The sequence below is a fragment of the Streptomyces sp. NPDC039430 genome (assembly GCF_055639435.1).
Genome location: NZ_JBVKAK010000004.1, coordinates 497195 through 515430, shown reverse-complemented (window position 1 = coordinate 515430; position 18236 = coordinate 497195). Strand labels below are relative to the sequence as shown.

General features: G+C 70.1%; 22 protein-coding genes and 2 pseudogenes. 10 read left to right on the top strand and 14 right to left on the bottom strand.

Translation table 11 applies throughout. The features are described 5' to 3' along the window. Positions 1-445 precede the first annotated feature (445 nt). From ACZ7LS_RS14175 to ACZ7LS_RS14155, 5 genes and pseudogenes are all read right to left on the bottom strand, one after another. On the bottom strand, positions 446-1234 hold the full coding sequence (locus ACZ7LS_RS14175; protein ID WP_385134457.1) for an SAM-dependent methyltransferase: 789 nt from the start codon (positions 1232-1234) through the stop codon (positions 446-448). Positions 1235-1396: 162 nt separating this feature from the next. After that, positions 1397-1597, bottom strand: coding sequence for a ferredoxin (locus ACZ7LS_RS14170; RefSeq protein WP_382528890.1), 201 nt, complete (start codon positions 1595-1597; stop codon positions 1397-1399). A gap of 51 nt (positions 1598-1648) precedes the next feature. After that, positions 1649-2872, bottom strand: coding sequence for a cytochrome P450 (locus ACZ7LS_RS14165; protein WP_385134455.1), 1224 nt, complete (start codon positions 2870-2872; stop codon positions 1649-1651). Further along, complete coding sequence (locus ACZ7LS_RS14160; protein ID WP_385134495.1) at positions 2869-3804, bottom strand: MFS transporter; 936 nt, start codon at positions 3802-3804, stop codon at positions 2869-2871. Before ACZ7LS_RS14160 ends, ACZ7LS_RS14165 begins: the two co-directional genes overlap by 4 nt. A gap of 34 nt (positions 3805-3838) precedes the next feature. Continuing rightward, positions 3839-4306 (bottom strand): annotated as a pseudogene (locus tag ACZ7LS_RS14155) (MFS transporter); the annotation flags it as partial. 227 nt (positions 4307-4533) lie between these two features. Between ACZ7LS_RS14155 and ACZ7LS_RS14150 the strand changes: the two are divergent. Then, positions 4534-5025: a MarR family winged helix-turn-helix transcriptional regulator gene (locus tag ACZ7LS_RS14150; protein ID WP_382528881.1), complete on the top strand. Its 492-nt coding sequence runs from the start codon at positions 4534-4536 to the stop codon at positions 5023-5025. A 102-nt stretch (positions 5026-5127) separates the two neighbouring features. Here the strand turns inward: ACZ7LS_RS14150 and ACZ7LS_RS14145 are convergent, their stop codons facing one another. Beyond that, entirely contained in the window at positions 5128-5676 is a 549-nt protein-coding gene (locus ACZ7LS_RS14145) for a GNAT family N-acetyltransferase (protein ID WP_385134453.1), read from the bottom strand. A gap of 190 nt (positions 5677-5866) precedes the next feature. Between ACZ7LS_RS14145 and ACZ7LS_RS14140 the strand changes: the two genes are divergently transcribed. Together ACZ7LS_RS14140 and ACZ7LS_RS14135 are read left to right on the top strand one after the other, a co-directional pair. Then, positions 5867-6454: a DUF2975 domain-containing protein gene (locus ACZ7LS_RS14140; RefSeq protein ID WP_382528875.1), complete on the top strand. Its 588-nt coding sequence runs from the start codon at positions 5867-5869 to the stop codon at positions 6452-6454. Beyond that, positions 6454-6690 (top strand): helix-turn-helix domain-containing protein, encoded by a 237-nt coding sequence (locus ACZ7LS_RS14135; RefSeq protein WP_382672731.1) that lies wholly within the window; start codon positions 6454-6456, stop codon positions 6688-6690. Before ACZ7LS_RS14140 ends, ACZ7LS_RS14135 begins: the two co-directional genes overlap by 1 nt. A gap of 40 nt (positions 6691-6730) precedes the next feature. On the opposite strand, the gene ACZ7LS_RS14130 is transcribed toward ACZ7LS_RS14135, so the two are convergent. The 6 genes and pseudogenes from ACZ7LS_RS14130 to ACZ7LS_RS14105 all read right to left on the bottom strand — a co-directional run bounded on the left by ACZ7LS_RS14130 (position 6731) and on the right by ACZ7LS_RS14105 (position 11571). Then, positions 6731-8077, bottom strand: coding sequence for an MFS transporter (locus ACZ7LS_RS14130; protein ID WP_382672728.1), 1347 nt, complete (start codon positions 8075-8077; stop codon positions 6731-6733). Positions 8078-8213: 136 nt separating this feature from the next. Next, positions 8214-8684, bottom strand: coding sequence for an RpiB/LacA/LacB family sugar-phosphate isomerase (locus ACZ7LS_RS14125; protein ID WP_382881194.1), 471 nt, complete (start codon positions 8682-8684; stop codon positions 8214-8216). A gap of 57 nt (positions 8685-8741) precedes the next feature. Further along, positions 8742-9827: a LacI family DNA-binding transcriptional regulator gene (locus tag ACZ7LS_RS14120; RefSeq protein ID WP_382881191.1), complete on the bottom strand. Its 1086-nt coding sequence runs from the start codon at positions 9825-9827 to the stop codon at positions 8742-8744. A gap of 122 nt (positions 9828-9949) precedes the next feature. Beyond that, entirely contained in the window at positions 9950-10396 is a 447-nt protein-coding gene (locus ACZ7LS_RS14115) for an arsenate reductase ArsC (RefSeq protein WP_385134450.1), read from the bottom strand. Between the two features lie 70 nt (positions 10397-10466). After that, positions 10467-11302, bottom strand: a pseudogene (locus ACZ7LS_RS14110) (aquaporin). Continuing rightward, positions 11197-11571, bottom strand: coding sequence for an ArsR/SmtB family transcription factor (locus ACZ7LS_RS14105; RefSeq protein ID WP_382672718.1), 375 nt, complete (start codon positions 11569-11571; stop codon positions 11197-11199). Before ACZ7LS_RS14105 ends, ACZ7LS_RS14110 begins: the two are co-directional and overlap by 106 nt. A gap of 121 nt (positions 11572-11692) precedes the next feature. Here ACZ7LS_RS14105 and arsM point away from each other — a divergent pair, with 121 nt between their 5' ends. Both arsM and ACZ7LS_RS14095 read left to right on the top strand, forming a co-directional pair. Further along, positions 11693-12553 (top strand): arsenite methyltransferase, encoded by an 861-nt coding sequence (arsM, locus tag ACZ7LS_RS14100; RefSeq protein ID WP_385134493.1) that lies wholly within the window; start codon positions 11693-11695, stop codon positions 12551-12553. Between the two features lie 183 nt (positions 12554-12736). After that, on the top strand, positions 12737-13396 hold the full coding sequence (locus ACZ7LS_RS14095) for an NADPH-dependent FMN reductase (RefSeq protein ID WP_382528852.1): 660 nt from the start codon (positions 12737-12739) through the stop codon (positions 13394-13396). A gap of 157 nt (positions 13397-13553) precedes the next feature. On the opposite strand, the gene ACZ7LS_RS14090 is transcribed toward ACZ7LS_RS14095, so the two are convergent. Next, entirely contained in the window at positions 13554-13844 is a 291-nt protein-coding gene (locus tag ACZ7LS_RS14090) for an Atu4866 domain-containing protein (protein WP_382879124.1), read from the bottom strand. Positions 13845-14284: 440 nt separating this feature from the next. Between ACZ7LS_RS14090 and ACZ7LS_RS14085 the strand changes: the two genes are divergently transcribed. The 3 genes from ACZ7LS_RS14085 (at position 14285) to ACZ7LS_RS14075 (ending at position 16639) form a co-directional block, all read left to right on the top strand. After that, positions 14285-14929 carry an Atu4866 domain-containing protein gene (locus ACZ7LS_RS14085; protein WP_385134447.1) on the top strand — a complete coding sequence of 215 codons (645 nt, stop codon included), beginning with the start codon at positions 14285-14287 and terminating at the stop codon, positions 14927-14929. Positions 14930-15024: 95 nt separating this feature from the next. Next, positions 15025-16416 carry an amidohydrolase family protein gene (locus ACZ7LS_RS14080; RefSeq protein ID WP_385134445.1) on the top strand — a complete coding sequence of 464 codons (1392 nt, stop codon included), beginning with the start codon at positions 15025-15027 and terminating at the stop codon, positions 16414-16416. Positions 16417-16504: 88 nt separating this feature from the next. Continuing rightward, positions 16505-16639 carry a hypothetical protein gene (locus ACZ7LS_RS14075; RefSeq protein ID WP_385134443.1) on the top strand — a complete coding sequence of 45 codons (135 nt, stop codon included), beginning with the start codon at positions 16505-16507 and terminating at the stop codon, positions 16637-16639. A 37-nt stretch (positions 16640-16676) separates the two neighbouring features. On the opposite strand, the gene ACZ7LS_RS14070 is transcribed toward ACZ7LS_RS14075, so the two are convergent. Beyond that, entirely contained in the window at positions 16677-17144 is a 468-nt protein-coding gene (locus tag ACZ7LS_RS14070; RefSeq protein ID WP_382528837.1) for a MarR family transcriptional regulator, read from the bottom strand. A 76-nt stretch (positions 17145-17220) separates the two neighbouring features. Here ACZ7LS_RS14070 and ACZ7LS_RS14065 point away from each other — a divergent pair, with 76 nt between their 5' ends. Together ACZ7LS_RS14065 and ACZ7LS_RS14060 are read left to right on the top strand one after the other, a co-directional pair. Next, complete coding sequence (locus tag ACZ7LS_RS14065) at positions 17221-17547, top strand: HGxxPAAW family protein (protein ID WP_382528834.1); 327 nt, start codon at positions 17221-17223, stop codon at positions 17545-17547. Positions 17548-17738: 191 nt separating this feature from the next. Continuing rightward, a complete protein-coding gene (locus tag ACZ7LS_RS14060; RefSeq protein ID WP_382528831.1) occupies positions 17739-18146 on the top strand; it encodes a hypothetical protein in 408 nt (135 codons plus the stop codon). The last annotated feature ends 90 nt before the right edge of the window (positions 18147-18236 follow it).

The window sequence follows — 18236 nt, the reverse complement described above, 5'->3', positions numbered from 1 at the left end:
GGGGATCACGACGGCGCGGAAGGACCGCGTCGTCGGGTGACCGTGCGTCCGGCGTCCGGCGAGGTGATCGCCGGACACTGCGGGAACTGTGGCCTGTGATCGCGGCCGGTACAAGGCAGTCTTCTCCCCCTGAATTTCACAAAGTTGGGGCTCTCTGTTGAAAAACGTTCCGTGCGCCCGCCGTCCCGAGGAGCCGTACACACCGGTTACGGCACGACGGACGGCACACGAACCGGCCATGGCCCGCAAGCGCTGGCAGGGGTATGTACGACGATTCCGGGGAGCGGCGACGGTCACGGAGTTCGCGGCTCGGGACCCTCGTCGCGGGCGGAGTCCCGCTCCAGGATCGCTCACCGCGGACGAGCGATCTGATGGGCGTGCGATCCGCCGGGCCCGCGCACGCCGATGCGTGGGCCGCACGGGCCGCGAACGCCGCCGGGCCGTGTCACTCCTTGTAGGCGACGTATCCCCACTGGTCGACGTCCGGGTCCAACGTCCCTTCGGGATACCACCTGTTGATGGGGCCGAGACCGGGCGGGGGGATGCTCAGGCCGGATGCCATCGCCAGCATCTCTTCGGCGGTGCTCGCCACGTACGGGATCGTGCCGGAGGCCGCGTAGGACTCGTTCGCCGCGTTGACGGCCGGCGAGGCCAGCGTGGTGCACAGGACCAGGCAACTGCCGGGGGCCAGACGGCCCATGTAGCCCCGCACCAACCGCGCGGCCTCGATGGGGTCCTGGACGTGTCCGATGGTGGAGAGCAGCAACAGCGCGACGGGGCGCCCCAGATCCAGCGTCCGCGCCGCGTGGGCGAGAACTGTGCCGGGCGCGGTCAGATCGGCGTCGACGTAGTCGGTGGCGCCCTCCGGCGTACTGGTGAGCAGGGCGCGGGCATGGGACAGGACGATCGGGTCGTGGTCGACGTACACGATCCGGGCATCGGGGGCGACGCTCTGGGCGACCTCATGGGTGTTGTCGGCGGTCGGCAGACCGCTGCCGATGTCGAGGAACTGCCGTACCCCCGCCTCGCCGGCCAGATGACGGACCGTACGCCCGAGGAACGCGCGGCTCGCGCGGGCGATGTCGACCGCCGCGGGCCACTCGGCTTTGATCTGCTCACCCAGCCGCTGGTCCGCCTCGAAGTTGTCCGTCCCGCCCAACAAGTAGTTCCAGAACCTTGCGGAGTGCGGCTTCTCGGGCTGGAGGTCCAGGTCCGGCGTGATGTCGTCGGTCATCGGTGCTTCCTTCCGGGCAGCTTCGTCGAAGGTCGCGGTCATCCCGGGAGGCTACCCACGTGATCGGTGCATGCACCGGGGGAGAGGAGGGCGCGGTGGATTGTGCCGGGTGGGGGACGGCACGAAGGCGGCTCCCGGCCGTCCCCCGGGGTGGTGCTGTGCTTACGCCTCGTCGCTGACGAGGATCGCGGTCGCGGGGCAGACGGCGGCGGCTTCGCGCACCGCGGCGTGCTGCGCCGGGGCGGGTTCGGGGGTGAGGAGGATGACGACGCCGTCGTCGTCACGCTGGTCGAACACCTCCGGGGCGACCAGCACGCACTGTCCGGCGCCGCAGCACTTGTCCTCGTCGACGGTGACCTTCATGGGGCTCCTTGCTTCCTGAGAGATTGTCATGACCCAGGTGGGGACGGAGAGTTACCAGCGGACGGGCAACTGGCGCAGTCCGCCCACCAGGAGTCCCTCCACCCGCTCCAGGTCTTCCGCGGGTACCGCCAGGTCGAGGGTGGGCAGCTTGCGCAGCAGTGCTTCCAGGACGACCTGCAGTTCGGTGCGGGCCAGCGCCTGCCCGATGCAGGAGTGCGGGCCGGCACCGAAGATCAGATGGGGGTTGGGGGTGCGGGCGAGGTTCATCTCCTCGGCGTCGTCGAAGACGTCCGCGTCGCGGTTGGCCGCCGGCATGCTGCAGATCACGGTGGTGCCGCGCGGCACCGTCTCGTCGCCGATCTCGATGTCCTCGCTGATGTAGCGCCTGAGGCCGAAGCCGAGGTTGGTGTCGAAGCGGAGTGCTTCCTCGACGGCCGTGCGTACGAGCGTGGGGTCGGCGAGGAGTTGTTCCCAGCGGCCGCGGTCGGCCAGGAGCATGGCCACCATCTTGCCGATCATGTTGGCGGTGGTCTCGTGTCCCGCGACCAGAAGGCCCATGCCGGTGGCCACGAGTTCGGAGTCGGAAAGCCCGTGGCCTTCGCCCTCGCCCTCGCTCTCCTTGATCATCATGCTGAGGAGATCGTCGCCCGGGTTGTTCCGCTTGGCGGCGATGTGTTCGGACATGTACTGGATGAACTCGGTCTGCGCGGTCTCGATCTCCTCCTTGGAGAAGCGGGTGAGACTGAGCATCGCGTCGGACCAGTGGGAGAAGCGGTCCCGGTCGGTCGCGGGCACGCCGAGCATGTCGCAGATGACGTACACGGGCAGGAGGAAGCCCACGTTCGCTTTGAGGTCGGCGGGGTGGCCGAGCTTGACCATGTCGTCGATGAGCTGGTCGGCCGTGGCCGTCATTTTGGGCCGCAACGCTGTCATGCGCTTGGCCGTGAACCACTTGCTGACCTTGCGCCGCCACTGCTGGTGTGCCTCTCCCTTGACGGGCAGGGAGAGCGCGTTGTTGCTGGTGACAGCGGACCCGCCCGCTCCGTCGGGCGCGAGGCGGGCCGCGTTGTCGGCGGCGGTGGGGCGGGCGAAGCGGGGGTCGGACAGTAAGGCCTTTACGTCCTCGTACCGGGTGAGGAGTGTCGCGTGGTCGCCACTGGGCAACTCGACGCCGGCGACCGGGCATTGCCGGCGCAGGCGTTCCCATTCGGCCGGCGCCTCCAGCGGCCCCTCGACGGACAGGGGGTAGTGCACGGTCTGTTCGCTCTGGCTCATGTGAAATCTCCCTTGTCAGCGGTGGTGTTCTCGTCCGACGGCCGATGCCGTCGTCCCGCTCGGTCTTGTCGGTGGTTTCCCCTTTCCATGTGCGATCCGGCCCCGAGATCCACCGGAACGCGGTCCGCTGTCACGGCCGGCGCGTCGCGGGGGATGGCGAGTGTCAGCAGGGCGGCGGCCAGGGCGGCGGCGCCGCCGATGAGGGCCGCGACACGGAAGCCGTCCTGCGTGGGAACGGAGTAGCCGCCGACGGTGTGGCTCAGCTGGGCCAGGACGACGCCGGTGACGGCACTGGACACCGAGAGCCCGATGGAACGCATCAGGGCGTTGAGACCGTTGGCCGCCGCGGTCTCGGAGCGGGGAACGCCGGACATGATGATGGCGGGCATCGCGCCGTAGGCGAAGGCCACACCGATACTGACGACGCTGCTGAAGATCACGATGCCGAGGACCGAGTCCATCAGGGGAAGCGCGAGTGCGTAGCCGAGGGCGACGATCAGGGCCCCGGTCAGCAGCGAGGTCCGTGGTCCCGAGCGGGCGGACAACCTGGCCCCGAGCGGGGAGAACGCCATCATGGCGAGTCCGGTGGGCACCATCCACAGTCCGGCCGCGAGCATGGACTGGCCCAGACCGTAGCCGAGTGACGTGGGCAGTTGCAGAAGCCGGGGTGCGATGAGGGACTGCGCGAACATCGCGAAGCCGATCAGGACCGAGGCCAGATTGGTCAGCAGGACACGGCGACGGACGGTGGCCCGCAGGTCGACCAGCGGGTGGGTGGTGCGCAGCTCGAACCATCCCCAGGCGAGGAGAATGACGACAGCAGCCGCGAGCAGGCTCCCGGTCGTCGCGCTGGTCCAGCCCCATTCGGCGCCCTTGGACACGGCGAGCAGCAGGCAGACGAGTCCGGTGGCGAGTCCGAGTGCGCCCGGGATCGAAACGGCCCTTCGCGGCCGGCGGGACGGGCGGCAGACAGCGCGCGACGGCGAGGCCGATCAGGGCGCTGACAGCGGCCGATCCCCAGAACAGCACGTGCCAGTCGACGTTCTGAACGACAGCCGCCGACAGGGGCAGCCCGAGCGCGCCGCCGATGCCCAGTGACGAGCTCATGAACGCCACCGACGTGCCCATGCGCTCGGGCGCGACGACATCGCGCATGGTGCTGATCCCGAGCGGGACGACGCCCATGCCGACGCCCTGCACGGCCCGGCCCGCCACCATGGGGACGAGCGAGCTTGTCAGGGCACAGATCACGGATCCGGCGACGAGCAGGGCCACACAGACCAGCAGCAGACGGCGCTTGCCGTACAGGTCGCCCAACCGCCCGAAGACAGGAGTCGCGACGGCTCCCGTGAGCAGAGGCGCGGTGATCACCCATGAGGCGCTGGAGGCAGACGTGTGCAGCAGCTCCGGAAGTTCACCGACCAACGGGATCATCAGCGTCCCCATCAGGGAAGCCACGATGCCCGCCGCGGCCAGGGCGGCGGTGACCGCACCGGAGCGCGCCGCGGGTGCGGAGGCAGTCATGGAAGTGCACGCTACACAAGAAATGCATGATGCACAATGAGTGCATTGTGCAAGCGAGGTGCATGGTGCACTTCGTGGCGTATGGTGGACGCGTCCCCTGGGGAAGTCGAAGGCGACGGAAGTCGAAGGCGGTTGACATGGATGCCGAACAGGCCGGGGAGCGTCTCGAACGGGAACTGCTGATCCTCACGCGGCACCGCGAGATGACGGCACCCCGCCGTCTGCACGGCGGTGATGCCCTCGACCGCAGCGCCTACGTGCTCCTCAACCGGCTCGAAGCGCAGGGCCCCATGTCCGTCGCGGATTTCGTCGACGCCTTCGGCCTGGCCGCCTCCACCTTCACCCGGCAGACCGCCGCCCTGCTCAGAGACGGACTCGTCGAACGGATGCTGGACCCCGCCGGAGGTGTCGCCCGCAAATTCCGTATCACGCGGAAGGGCAGGGACCGTGTCACCGCGGACCGGGAGAAGGTCGTCGCGGGGCTGGCCGAAGTGGTCGCCGACTGGCCACCCGAACGCCTCGGCCGTTTCCTCGACGACCTCCAGCGGTTCAATACGGACATCGAACGCCTCACCGGCAGAGCCTGGCCCCGCCAGCTCTCTCAGGGAGCCGCGTTCCCCTCTCCCTGAGGTCGCTCCGCCCGCGGCGGCCTGCCGCTGAGCGGGTTCAGGGTTCCCCCTCCCGCTCCTGTGCGGCCGGCTATGCCGTATGTGCCGCCGGGAGTACCGGCGTCAGAGTGTCGTGGTCTCCAGCTCGGTGGCTTCGGCGGGGACGGCGGCGGGGGTGGGCTCGCCGGTGGCGTCGGTCAGCGACTTGGCGAAGCAGCGGCTGAGGTTGTGGAAGCGGTAGTGGCCGAACTTGGCGCAGGGTTCGTATCCGCTGGAGACGTAGAGAGAGATGGCTTCCGGCTGTTTGGTGCCGGTCTCCAGGACCATGCGCGTGCGGCCCGCGGCGCGAGCGTTGTCCTCCAGGGCGGCCAGTATCAGCCGGGCCAGACCATGCCCGCGCGCCTCCGGGGTCACGTACATGCGTTTGATCTCCGCGTCACCGTCGGCGTATCCCTCGTCGTTCTCCTCCTGGGTGCGCCAGCCGCCGGTGGCGACCGGGGCGCCCTGGTCGTCGTAGGCGATCAGGTAGAGGCCCTGAGGTGGTTCGAACATGCCGGGGGCGAGAGGTGTGACGTCGCCGTCGTCCCCGTATCGCTCGGCGTACTCCAACTGCACGCGATCGTTGAGCTTGACGGCGTCGGGGTGACCGAAGGAGACGGTTTGAATATTCATGCCATAGACCGTACTTGTATCCAGCGAAATGGGTGAGTCACATCATCTCATCGTCCAGGTGATCGCTCGCCCGGGGGTGCCGGAGTTCGGTCAGGGCCTCATCGGGTGGCCATGGACTTGTCGAATATCGATATGCCGTTCTAGTCTCGCGCACGTCGTAGACGTATCGAAAGTCGATAGGGAGAGGTGTATGAACACACGGCTCACGAGGACTCTGGCCTCGGTGACCTTTGTCCTGGCGGTACTCAGCGGGCTTGCCTTCCTCGGTACGGCGGTCACGCGCATGCTCGACGACGGAGCGGTCTGCGTGCAGACGGGCTTCTGGAGCAATGCCTCACTGGAGCCGGACAGCCTGCCGATCAGCAAGGGCGTGGAAGCGTCCAGCAGTGCCACGCGCCTCTGCCAGGACGGTCCCTCCGTGGGGCAGCGCGCCGCCGACCTCGGGGGCGAACTGCCCTGGCTGCTGTTCGGCTCCCTCGCGCTGCTGCTCTTCTCCCAGCTGCTCAAAGCCGTTCTCTCGTGGGGCCCGTTCACCAAGGCGGTCGCGCAACGGCTCACCGTCGTCGGCTGGTTCGTCGCCGTGGGCGCACCGCTGGCCGGCCTCGTCGCCGGCTGGTCACAGTCCTGGCTCGTCGGGAGCATGGCGCCGATCGTGGGTTCCGGACCGACGCTCTCCGGCTCGCTGGTGCTCGTCCTCCCCGGCCTCGCGGCAGTGATCATGGGGAAGATAATGCGCGAGGGCGTGCGCATGCGAGAGGACCTCGAAGGGACCATCTGATGCCCGAGGAGGAACTCCACGCGATCCAGATCCACCTCGACCGGCTCCTTGCCGAGCGCGGCATCACGCTCACCGAACTGTCCGCACAGGTGGGCATCACCGTCGTCAACCTGTCCGTACTCAAGAACGGGCGGGCCAAAGCCATCCGCTTCTCGACCCTGTCGAGGATCTGCGAAGCCCTTCGGTGCCAGCCCGGAGATCTGATCACCTACAAACCCGCCGGACCCACTCGGTGAGATGAGTGCCGTCTCCTCGGCGCGTGTGCGCGGGACGGCCTCATGAGTTCCGTACCGGCCGGTGCGGCTGCTCCGCGGCGGCCCGCTCCGGCGGCCCCCAGGTCTCCTTCGTGGTGGCCACCCCGAGCAGTCCGATGAGGCCGATGGCCACATAGAAGCCCGCCGGCCCTGTCCAGCCGGACGACTCGGCGAGCAGCACCGCGAGGAACGGTGCGAATCCGGCGACGGACGCCGCGATCTGGTACCCCAGGGAGGCGCCGGACGTGCGGGTGTTGGTCTTGAACAGTTCCGCGAACCAGGCCGCCTGCGTACCCGTCAGGGCGGCGTGGATCAGGCTGATGGCGATCAGGAAGGTCAGCACGATGAGGACGGGATTGCCGGTGTTGGCCATCAGGTACATCGGGAATCCGAAGGCGACGGCCAGCAGGCATCCGGCCAGGTACAGCGTCCGCCGCCCGATCCGGTCGGTGAGCGCGCCGGAGAGCACCGTCGTACCGACGGCGAGCAGGCTGGCGACGACGATGCCGGCCAGCGCGACCCCACGGTCGTCCGCGTCGCGGTCGGTGATGTACGACAGGAGGTAGGTGGCCGTCAGGTAGTACGCGCAGGACTCGACGACGCGCAGGGCGATGATGCGCAGGATGTTGCGCCAGTCGTCCCGCAGCACGGTCAGGACCGGGTTCCTCACCGTCTCGCCGCTCGCCTTGCTCTGCTCGAACTCCGGCGATTCCGTGAGTTTCACGCGGACGACGAGGCCGACGACGATGAGTACGGAGCTGGCGAGGAACGGGATGCGCCAGGCCCAGTCGCTGTCGAGCGAAATGGACAGCAGGAAAGCGATGTTGGCGAGAGCGATGCCCAGCGGGTTGCCCGCCTGAGGTATCGCGGCGTACAGACCGCGCCGCCTGCGCGGAGCATGCTCGTACGCCATCATCACGGCGCCGCCCCACTCCGCGCCGAAGGCGAGGCCTTGGACGCAGCGGATCAGGACGAGCAGGATCGGGGCGGCGATACCGGCCTGCGCGTAGGTGGGCAGCATGCCGATCAGGACGGTGGCGATGCCCATGGTGAGCAGGGCGGCGACCAGAACAGGCTTACGGCCGTACTTGTCGCCGAGATGACCGCCGATGGCACCGCCGATCGGCCGCATCAGGAAACCGACGCCGAGCGTGACGAAGGCCAGAAGAGTGCCGACCACCGGGTCGGACTCGGGGAAGAAGACATCGCCGAAATAGAGGGCGGACGCGGTGCCGTACGCGACGAAGTCGTAGTTCTCGACACATGTCCCGGCGGCGGCTCCGAGTGAGGTCCTGAGCTTGCCCGGTGAGCCGTCCTGGCCGGGCGCGGCGGTGGTGCTCTCGGACGGCGCGCTGCTCTTCGCGCTCATGCCGTATCTCCTTTGATCAGCGGTACGCGCGGTACGGGGTTCTGCCGCGGGGCGGTGTTCGTGCCCGCCCCGGCGGGGAGCCGGGGCCCCGGCCCGGGGAAGGGACGGGACCGGCTGTGTGCGGGGGACGGGCGCGTCAGGCTTCCGTGGTGAGTTCGCGGGCCGACCTCAGCTCCAGCTCACGGAGCTTGGCGACCCGGCGGACGGTGTCCGCGGTGTTGTCGAACGTGGCGCCGAGGAACGCCTCGATGACCGCGCCCGCCATCGCGGGGCCGATCAGCCAGGCGCCCATCGCGATGGCGTTGGCGTCGTCGTGCTCGACGGCCTGATGGGCCGAGTACACGTCGTGTCCGAGACCGCAGCGGATCCCGGCGATCTTGTTGGCCGCCATGAGGGCGCCCGCGCCGGTGCCGCACACGAGCACCGCGCGGTCGGCCTCGCCGGTGCGTACGGCGTCGCAGGTGGCGAAGGTGATGTCGGGAAAGTCGACCGGCGCGTCGCTGTCGGTGCCGCGGTCGAGCACCTGGTGACCGAGGCCTTCCAGGATTCCGCGTACATGCTCCTTGAGCGCGTATCCGGCGTGGTCGTTGCCCAGAGCGATTCGCATATGTCAGTCCTCGGGAGGGATGGGCGGGCAGGTTCACCGCCCTGGCGTGCGATGTGCTCAGGTCTCCCGGCCGGGGTTGCTCACGCCGGGGTCGCTGACGCTTCCCCGCACGTCTTCCCGAGCGCCTCCCCGGATGTCTCCCCCGCGCGTACCACCCGACGACTCGCGTACGACGAGGCGCGCCGGCAGGACCACCGAGGACGGTGTGCCTCCCTCGACGGCGTCCAGGAGCAGCCGCATCGCCGTCGAGCCCATGGCCTCGGCGTCGTGCGACACGACGGTGAGGGGAGGGTCGAGTTCGGAGAACCATTCGATGTCGTCGAAGGCCACCAGGTCGACGTCCACACCGATCCGCAGCCCCCGGCGGCGCAGCGTGCCGAGTGCCCCGACCGCCATGAGGCTGTCCGCGGCGAGCAGCGCGGTGGGCGGTCGCGCCCCGGACAGCAGCCTTTCGGCGGCCGCGTAACCACTCGCGGAGCGGAAGTCCCCGGAGGTGATCAGCCCGGGATCGCTGTCGAGTCCGTAACGCCGGACGGCGTCCACGAAGGCATCGTGGCGGGCACGGCCGGTGGATATGGAGAAGGGGCCACCGATATAGCCGACGCGGGTGTGTCCGCGGTCGGCGAGGTGGGCGACAGCCTGGTCGATGCCGCCGGCGTTGTCGCTGGTGACACTGGGCACCTCGAATCCTTCGACGGTCCGGTCGACGAAGACGAGAGGCAGCTTTGTGGCAAGGGCGCGCAGATTGGCGCTTCCCTCGCCCTGTGGAGCGATGATGATGCCGTCGACCCGCTGGGTCAGAAAGCTCTCCAGATAGGTGTCCTGCTGCCGGGGGTCCTCATTGGCGTTGGCGAGCAGGGTGACGTACGACGAGCGCAGGGCGGCCTGTTCGGCCCCGTGCGCGACATCGGCGAAGAACGGGTTGCGCACATCGGAGATGAGCAGTCCGACCGTCTGGGAACGGGCGGAGCGCAGGGAACGGGCGCGGGCGTCGGGCCGGTAGCCGAGATCTTCGGCAGCGGCCCGGACGCGTTCGCGGGATCTGGCGGACGTGGAAGGGTTGCCGGAGAGCACTCGGGAAGTCGTGGCGACGGACACGCCGGCGCGCGCGGCGACGTCCTTGATGGTCACGGTGCTGTCCATGGGCCTCTCGATCGTGACGAGGGGGTGCGGCGTCTGCTGCCTGGAATCGTTTCCGTGGAAACGATTCCGGTCAGGATCCTGAGGGCTACTCCCGCCTGCGTCAAGGGGGTTGGACCGATCCTTCACGCCCCATGAGCGTTTGACGCTCCCGATCCGCCCGGTCCGGACAGTCCGGAGATCAACCGCTGTACGCGCCGCTCGATCTCGTCCCGGATCGGCCGTACCGCGTCGACGCCCTGGCCCGCCGGGTCATCGAGCTGCCAGTCGAGATACCGCTTGCCGGGGAAGACCGGGCAGGTGTCCCCGCAGCCCATGGTGATGACCACGTCGGACGCCTGGACCGCCTCGGTGGTGAGGACCTTCGGAATCTCGGCGGAGATGTCGATACCCCGCTCCTCCATCGCCTCCACGACGGCCGGGTTCACCGAGTCGGCGGGCGCCGACCCGGCCGAGCGGACCTCGATCTGGTCACCGGTGAGATGAGTGAGGAAGGCGGCGGCCATCTGGGAGCGGCCGGCGTTGTGGACGCAGACGAACAGCACGGAGGGGCGTGGCGTGGCAGTGGGCATGGCGGGAGTCCTTGCGGATGGGAGGGGCGGTTCCGGGGGTGTGGTGAGAGTGGCGCCGTCCGTATACGCCCTAGGGGGAGGTGAGTTCGGGCTCGTCGTGCGGGACGGCGACATGGTCCGCCAAGCGCGCGGGGCGTCCGTACACGACGGCCACCGCGCCGAGCCCGAGCGCGGCTCCGAGCAGCTGGGCCGCGATGAACGGGCCGAGGGAAGCGGGTGCGATCCCGGCGAAGGTGTCGGTGAAGGCGCGGCCGACGGTCACCGCGGGGTTGGCGAGGAGGTGGAGGACGTGAACCAGTAGGCGGCCCCGATGAACGAGGCCACGGCGGCCGGGGCCAGTGCGGCGCCGCCGATGCGTTCCAGGCCGAGGACGAGCAGGATGAGCCCGGCGGTGGCGACGACCTCGCCCAGCCACAGATGCCCCGCGGAGCGGTCGTGCGTGGAGAACTTCATCAGCGGCTCGGCGAACATGGCGTTCGCCAGGACCGCCCCGCCGATCGCTCCGGTCACCCGCGCGAGTATGTACGCGGCGACTTCGCGCAGGGCCGGGCCGGTCCGGTCGCGGCGGCCGGCGCACCAGGCGGCGAGGGTGACGGCAGGGTTGAAGTGTGCGCCGGATACCGGACCGAGCAGTGTGATCAGCACGGCCAGTCCGAAGACGGTGGCGAGGGAGTTGGCGAGCAGTTGCACGCCGACATCCCGCGACAGCTCGGCGGCCTGGATGCCGGAACCGACGACCACCGCCACCAGCAGCCCGGTCCCCAGGGCTTCCGCGGCGACGCGGCGGCCGAGTGGCGCGCTCACGCGCGCGCTCCGGCGGGGCGCGGCGTGGTCAGGAACGCGGCGAGCCGGTCCAGGACACCCGGCAGCAACCAGTAGTACACCCACGTTCCCCGTCGCTCGCAGTCGATGAGACCGGCCTGACGCAGCAGCTTGAGGTGGTGGGAGATCGTCGGCTGGGACGGCTCGAACGCCGGGGTCAGCTCACAGACGCAGACCTCGCCGCCCTCCCCGCGCGAGGCGATCATCGACAACAGCCGCAGCCGCACCGGGTCACCCAGGGCCTTGAACGCCTTGGCCAGCTCCCCGGCGCGCTCCTCGTCCAGGGGTGCGGCGGACAGCCCCGGGCAGCAGGCGGCGTCCTGACCGACCGTCTCACGTTCTTGATTCGACATGCCTCTATGTTGACGTTCTTCGATTCAAGGCCCAAGGTTGCATCAAAGAACGTCAATACAGGCCGTTCCGGGGTACTGCCCCCCGGTCACTCAGGAGTGCGTGATGAGCGAACAGACCGCCATGAGCGAACAGACCACAGACCTGCGCGAAACCGTCCGCCGGCGGTACGCCGCGGCGGCCGTGAAGGTCACCGAAGGCGGCACCGCCTGCTGTGGGCCCGAGCCGGTCGCGGCTTACGCGAGCTTCGGCTCCGCCCTCTACGCCGCCGACGAGCGCGACACCCTGCCCGCCGAGGCCATCGCCGCCTCCCTCGGCTGCGGCAACCCCACCGCCGTCGCCGAACTCCGCGCCGGCGAGCGCGTTCTGGACCTCGGCTCCGGCGGCGGTATCGACGTCTTGCTCTCCGCCCGCCGCGTCGGCCCCGGCGGCAAGGCGTACGGGCTGGACATGACCGAGGAGATGCTCGCCCTCGCCCTGGCCAACGCCGGCAAGGACGGCGCGACGAACGTGGAGTTCCTCAAGGGCGCCATCGAGGCGATCCCGCTGCCCGCGGGCACCATCGACGTGGTCATCTCGAACTGCGTCATCAACCTCTCCACCGACAAGCCCACCGTCTTCGCCGAGGCGTTCCGCGTCCTCAAGCGCGGAGGCCGGATCGGCGTCTCCGACGTCGTCGCCGACGACGCCCTCACCCCGGACCAGCGCGCCGAGCGTGGTGACTACGTCGGCTGCATAGCCGGCGCACTGTCCTTCGCCGAGTACCGCCAGGGCCTGGAGGCCGTCGGGTTCACGGACGTCGAGATCAGCCCGTCCCACCCCGTCGCGGACGGCATGCACTCCGCGATCATCCGCGCCGCCAAGCCGCTGACCACGGACGCCTCCCAGGAGACGGCGGAGTCCGCCACCACGTACCGCCGCCTCGACGCGTGCTGTGGCCCGGCCGAGACCTCCGCGGACCGCGGGCGATTCCCGACGGGCTGACGTCGCCCGGCACGAGGATGTCGTGCGTCGAGCCGCCGGTACCGACACCACCGTCGCGTGCCGGCGGCGGGGCGTGTGCGGCGCGGCAGGCCTGTGGAGCCGCAGTGTGTCGTCTCGTGGCGGCGGACCGGGGTGGGGAAAACTGGCTGCCGAGGACAACCGCCCGGCGAAGGGGACCGCACGATGACCACGGACACTCACCCGGCTCCCGTTCGGGTCCTGGTATTCGGCGCCGCACTGCGCGCCGGGTCCACCAACGCGCGGCTCGCCTCGCTGGCGTCGAACCTGATCGCCGGGACAGGCGCCGAGGTCGACCTGGCCAGGATGGCGAATTTCGAGATGCCGCTGTACGACGGGGATGTGGAGGACTCCGAGGGGCTGCCCGCCGGCGCCCTGGCCCTGTGCGAACGACTCAAGCGCTGCGACGCGTTCGTGATCTCGTCGCCCGAGTACAACGCCTCCGTTCCAGGACTGCTGAAGAACGCCATCGACTGGGTCTCCCGGGTACGGCCGCAGCCGTTCAAGACCAAGCACGCGCTGCTGCTCTCGTCCTCCCCGTCGATGATCGGCGGCAACCGCGGCCTCTGGGCGCTGAGGGTCCCGCTGGAACACCTGGGGACACGGGTCTACCCCGACATGTTCAGCCTGCCCCGCGCGCACGAGGCCTTCACCGAGGACGGCCGACTCGCCCACCCCGGCTCCCAGGAGCGGCTCGCCGAGACCATCTGCGGATTCATGCGGCTGGTACGTGCCGACGTGGAGTTCGTATGCCTGCGGCGCCGCTGGTACGAGTTCCCCGGCGACCGCACCGACGCACCGGTCACGCACCGGAGCGAGGCCTGACCCGCGTTCGCCGTGTCCAGCCCGCGGCGGGAGGCGGATACCGGATCTCCGGTCCTCCGCGCCGCGGGTCCGTGGGCCCGCACGCAAGGCGACCGCGATCGCCGGGGACGGCGAGCACGGCAGCGCTGCGGTCGCGGCCCGGTCAAGAACGGCTCGGTCAGGGCCGGTCCCGATGGCGAGCGGGCTCGTCGCCCTCGCGGTGGAGCACCAGGTGCTCGTGGTGGAGAACGCCGTCGCGGATGTCGCCGGTCGCGGTGAAGCCGGTGTCGTCGACGTAGTCGATGTGGTCGCCCGTGACGGTGTAGCTGCCGGTGTAGGCGCTGCGGCGGTCGCCGCGGGCCTCGTCGTAGCGGCCGTCCGCCAGGAGCTCCTGGCGGATGAATCCGTCGGCGGTCACCCACATGCCGACGTACGGGTGCGCGGTGCGGGACGTGTCATCGCTGGTCATGGGTCTACGGTCCACCTGGCTGCCGGCAGTGGCCAGGCCGCCGTCTTCCCAGGTGGGGGGCTCCTGGGTGTGGCGCACCCAGCATCGCGCGCGACTGGGCCCTTCATGCGGTACGACAGCGGCGCGGGCCCGTCGGGAACGTACCCCTCGCTCGCGGCAGCACGGACCGTGGGTGCGCTACACCTGGGGACACCGCGGCCTGGTTCCGGTTCCGCCGCGCGGCAAACCTGGGGGTCAGGCAGCCGTTGCGGGTGCCGGACAACTCGCCTCGGACGCACGCCGGCCCGTACCTCTCGCGGCGGGCACCACGAGGCGACCTTCCCCGAGGAGCACGCCATGAGCATCACCGACACCGCGGACTGGAACCCGGAGACCCTCGACGAGATCCTCTCGAACGACGAGGGGCCCCCGTCCTGTTCACCAACGCCCGCATTCTGACGATGGACCCGTTGATCGGGACCATGACCGGCGCCGATCTCCTGTACGTCGGCTCCCTGATCGTGGGGGTCGGACCCGCCATCGTCACCGCCGCCCAGGACGACAACGCCATCGTCGTGGACTGCACGGGCATGACCATCGCCCCCGCCGTGGTGGACACCGTGGCGCCGGCCGGTGGCCGCGGACACCGCTCGGAGTACGTCGCGACGCTGACGCCCGGCAATGCCTGCGACTTCCTGGTGGTGCCCGACGAACTCGCCGCCGACGTGCGGGACGCGGTGGCCACGGTCATGACCCGGCCGGGGCGGGTCCGTGCGCTTGTCGCGGCCGGCCGGCCGGTGCTGTGGGCCGGCCGCGACGTTCCCGGCCGGGCCACCGCCCCCGAGGCGGGCGTCCCGGCCGCCGCGGATCCGACCGGCAGCCCGCGCATCGGCGTCTGGATCGACAGGAACGACTTCCCGCACCAGGAACTCACCGCCGACGGCCGCTACGACGAGCCCCGGGGCGGGCGCCCGCACGCCTACCGGGGCCGCTACTGGATCGACGGCGACCGTATCGACTACCTGGACGACCTCGGCTTCTGGGTCTACGGGGAGTTCCGGGGCGACGAACTCCACCACGCGGGCTACGTCATGAAGCTCGGCTGACCCGGCCTCCGGCCGGCGCGCCCACCCTTCCCAGCCGCTCAGGCTCATCCCCGGCCTCCCCGGCCGATTTCCGTCGTACAGAGAGAAGATCCCCCATGAACGTCAACGACACCACCAGTGCCGCCGTGCTCGAAGAGGTGTGGCGCAGGCCCGCCGACCGGCGGCGCGTCCTCTTCACCGGCGCGACCATCGTCACCATGGACCGTGATCTGGGCGTCATCGACGGTGGAGACCTCCTCATCGAAGGCGACACCATCACCGGCGTCGGCCGCGACCTCGACGCGGGTGACGCCGTGGTCGTGGATGCCGGCGGTACGGTCCTCACCCCCGGCTTCGTCGACACCCACCGGCACGCCTGGGAGGCCCAGTTGCGCCGGATCATGCCGGACGTCGACGACCTCGGCGGCTACGTCATGGCCACCCTGGCCGGATACGCCACCGTCTACCGGCCCGAGGACATGTACACCGGCACCCGCCTGGCCGCCCTGACCGCGATCGACAGCGGCATCACCACCATGCTCGACTTCTCCCACAACTCCCGTACCCGTGAACACTCCGACGCGGCCATCGAGGCACTCCGCGACACGGGCATCCGGGGCGTACACGCCTCCATGGGCCCGCACTTCGGCGACTGGGGCCGGCAGTGGCCCGGCGATCTGACCCGTATCAAGGAGCAGTACTTCAGCGGCGACGACCAACTGCTCACGCTGCGCCTGGCGGCCCTGGCCACCGGAGAGATCGCCGGACCGGCGCTCGCCTACGGACCCGAACTCGCCCGTGTGGCGAAGGACTTGGGTATCGGAGTGAGTGTGGACGCCGTTTTCGGCACGTCCTCCTCGGAGGCGGTCCTGCGCTGGGCCGAGAACGGCATCCTCGGCCCCGATGTCACCCTGATCCACTCCACCGGACTGACCGCCGAGGCATGGCGGGCCATGGGAGCGACCGGCACCACCGTGGCGCTCGCCCCCACGTCCGACGCGCAGATCGGCCTGGAGACCGCGATCCCCGCCGTCGACGAGGCACTCGCGGCCGGGATCCGTCCCGGACTGAGCATCGACGTCGAAGTCGCCCTGGCCGGCGACATGTTCACCCAGATGCGGGCCCTGCACGCCATCCAGCGGATGCGCGCGGTCAACGCCGCCTATGGCACCGACCGGCAGCCCTCCCGCATCACGACCCACGACGTCCTCGACTTCGCCACCCTCCAGGGAGCCCGCACCAACGGCCTGAACGATGTCACCGGCTCACTCACCCCGGGCAAGAAGGCCGACCTCCTCGTCATCCAGGCCGAGGACCTCAACAACATGCCCCTCAACGACCCCATCGGCACGGTCGTCCTGGGCTCCGACGCCCGCAACATCAGCGCCGTTCTCATCAACGGCGAACCCCGCAAGTGGGACGGACGCGTCCTCGACGTCGATCTGGCCGCCCTGCGCGGAGAGGTCCACACCTCACGTGCGTACGTGCTGAACACCCCGCCCGCCTGAGCGGCCTCCCCCGGGGCCGAGGCGGGCCACGTTCGCGCTTCGGGGCCGGAGGTGGTCCGCCGGGCTGCGCCGGTCGTATCCTCCCGAGGTGGTGGAGACGACCGTTCGCTCCGGCTGCGCTTCCCATATTCTGTCGGCCGCCCGGGGCAAGGTGCCGGGCCGCTTTGATGCCGGTGCGACGCGTCATGTGACGCCTCCGGTGGTCATCCTGAACGGCCGGTGACGGACGAGGCCCTACGCGGCGGAGCCGCCCGTACGAGCTAGCACGACTCCTCCAGGTAAGTGCGCGCCAGCGCGCCGGCGCGTGTGAGCCAGTCGGTGAGTACGGCGATCTCGTCCGGCGAGTAATCCACGCAGAGCTCCGCCAGCAACGTGTAGTACGGCCCGTAGACGGCCCGCACGCGTTCGGCGGCGGCCGGGACCGCGGTGACGCGCACCCGGCGCCGGTCGTCGGGGTCCGGGCGGCGGACCACGAAGCCGCCGCGCTCCAGGCGGTTGAGGATGCCCGTCACCGCACCCGTCGTGACATGTGCGCGCCCGGCCAGGTCGCCGGCGGTGACGGGGGCACCCTCGGCCTCCAGGACATGCGCGAAGCAGACGAGGTCCTTGACGCTCAGCCCCAGATTCCTGGCGAATTCCTGACGGCCGACGAGGTTCGTCGCGACGAGATCGTCCAGCGCGCCGATCGCGTCCGCGGCGGAGGCGGTGGGGCGGGGCTTGCCCTCCATTGATATTCCTTAGTGCGTAAGATAAATTCCTCACTTGCTAAGACATCATAGCCCGCAGGTGCTGGGAGGCAGGCACATGAGTGGACACCACGACGAGGGACACACCATCGCGGGATGGGCCGGGTCCGCGGTCGCCATGGTCGGGTCCGCGGCCATCGGCGTGGGTGTCATCGGCTGGCGCCCGGGAATCTGGTGGGGGCTGATAGCCCTGGTGGCGGCGACGCTGATCACGTGGGGCCTTCATCTCGCGGGGTGGGGCAAGCCGCCCAGCCCGCGCGGCGCCGGCCAGCGGGGACTCACGGTGCGGGACCACTCCGCGCGTGAGGGGCACGCGAACTGCCACGGATGCCGACTGGCAGGCCGGCGCGGCGGGCGGTCGTTGGGCATGTCCGGTGATTCCTGAGCGCAGGCCGTAGGACAGGGGCCGCCGGGGCCTTGTCCGTCGAGAGCGGCCCGCTCCCAGATGCAGCCGGACCGACACCCGAGGAGAGTGGGAGCACCAGGAGCTTGTGTTTCTGGCGGAGTGCGGCCCGGCGGCCGCCCTTCCCGAGGGAGCACCGGCCAACTCCGCGCGATCGCTGCGAGGTGCAGCCCATGCTGGTCATCGGACTTCTGCTGATGGCGGCCACGGCCGCTTTTACGGCGCTACTCATCGCCTTCAACCTCTCCGGGGGGCCGGATTACGCCGTGACGTTGTTCGGCAGTACACCGTTCACTCTCAACGCGCTGGGTGCTTTTCTGAGCGGGATCGCCCTGGCGCTGATCTTCGGTCTCGGGCTGTGGCTCCTGCTGGGCGGCGCCGCTCTCCTCGCCCGCCGGAGCAGGAAGCGGCGCGCGTCGCGCGCGGCGGTGGCCGAGCGCGACGAACTCAGAGGACAGCTCGACGATTCCCGCACGGCACCGCCCGAGGCCGACCGTACGGGAGCGGGCACCACCACGCCTTCCTCGTCGGCTTCGCGCCGCCCGGCGCACCGCTTCCACCTGCCACGACACGGTCACTGAGGCATGTCGGGGAGTGGGGGGGGGGGGGGGGGGGGAGGGGGGGAGGGGGGGGGGGGGGGGGGGGGGGGGGGGGGGGGGGGGGGGACGTAC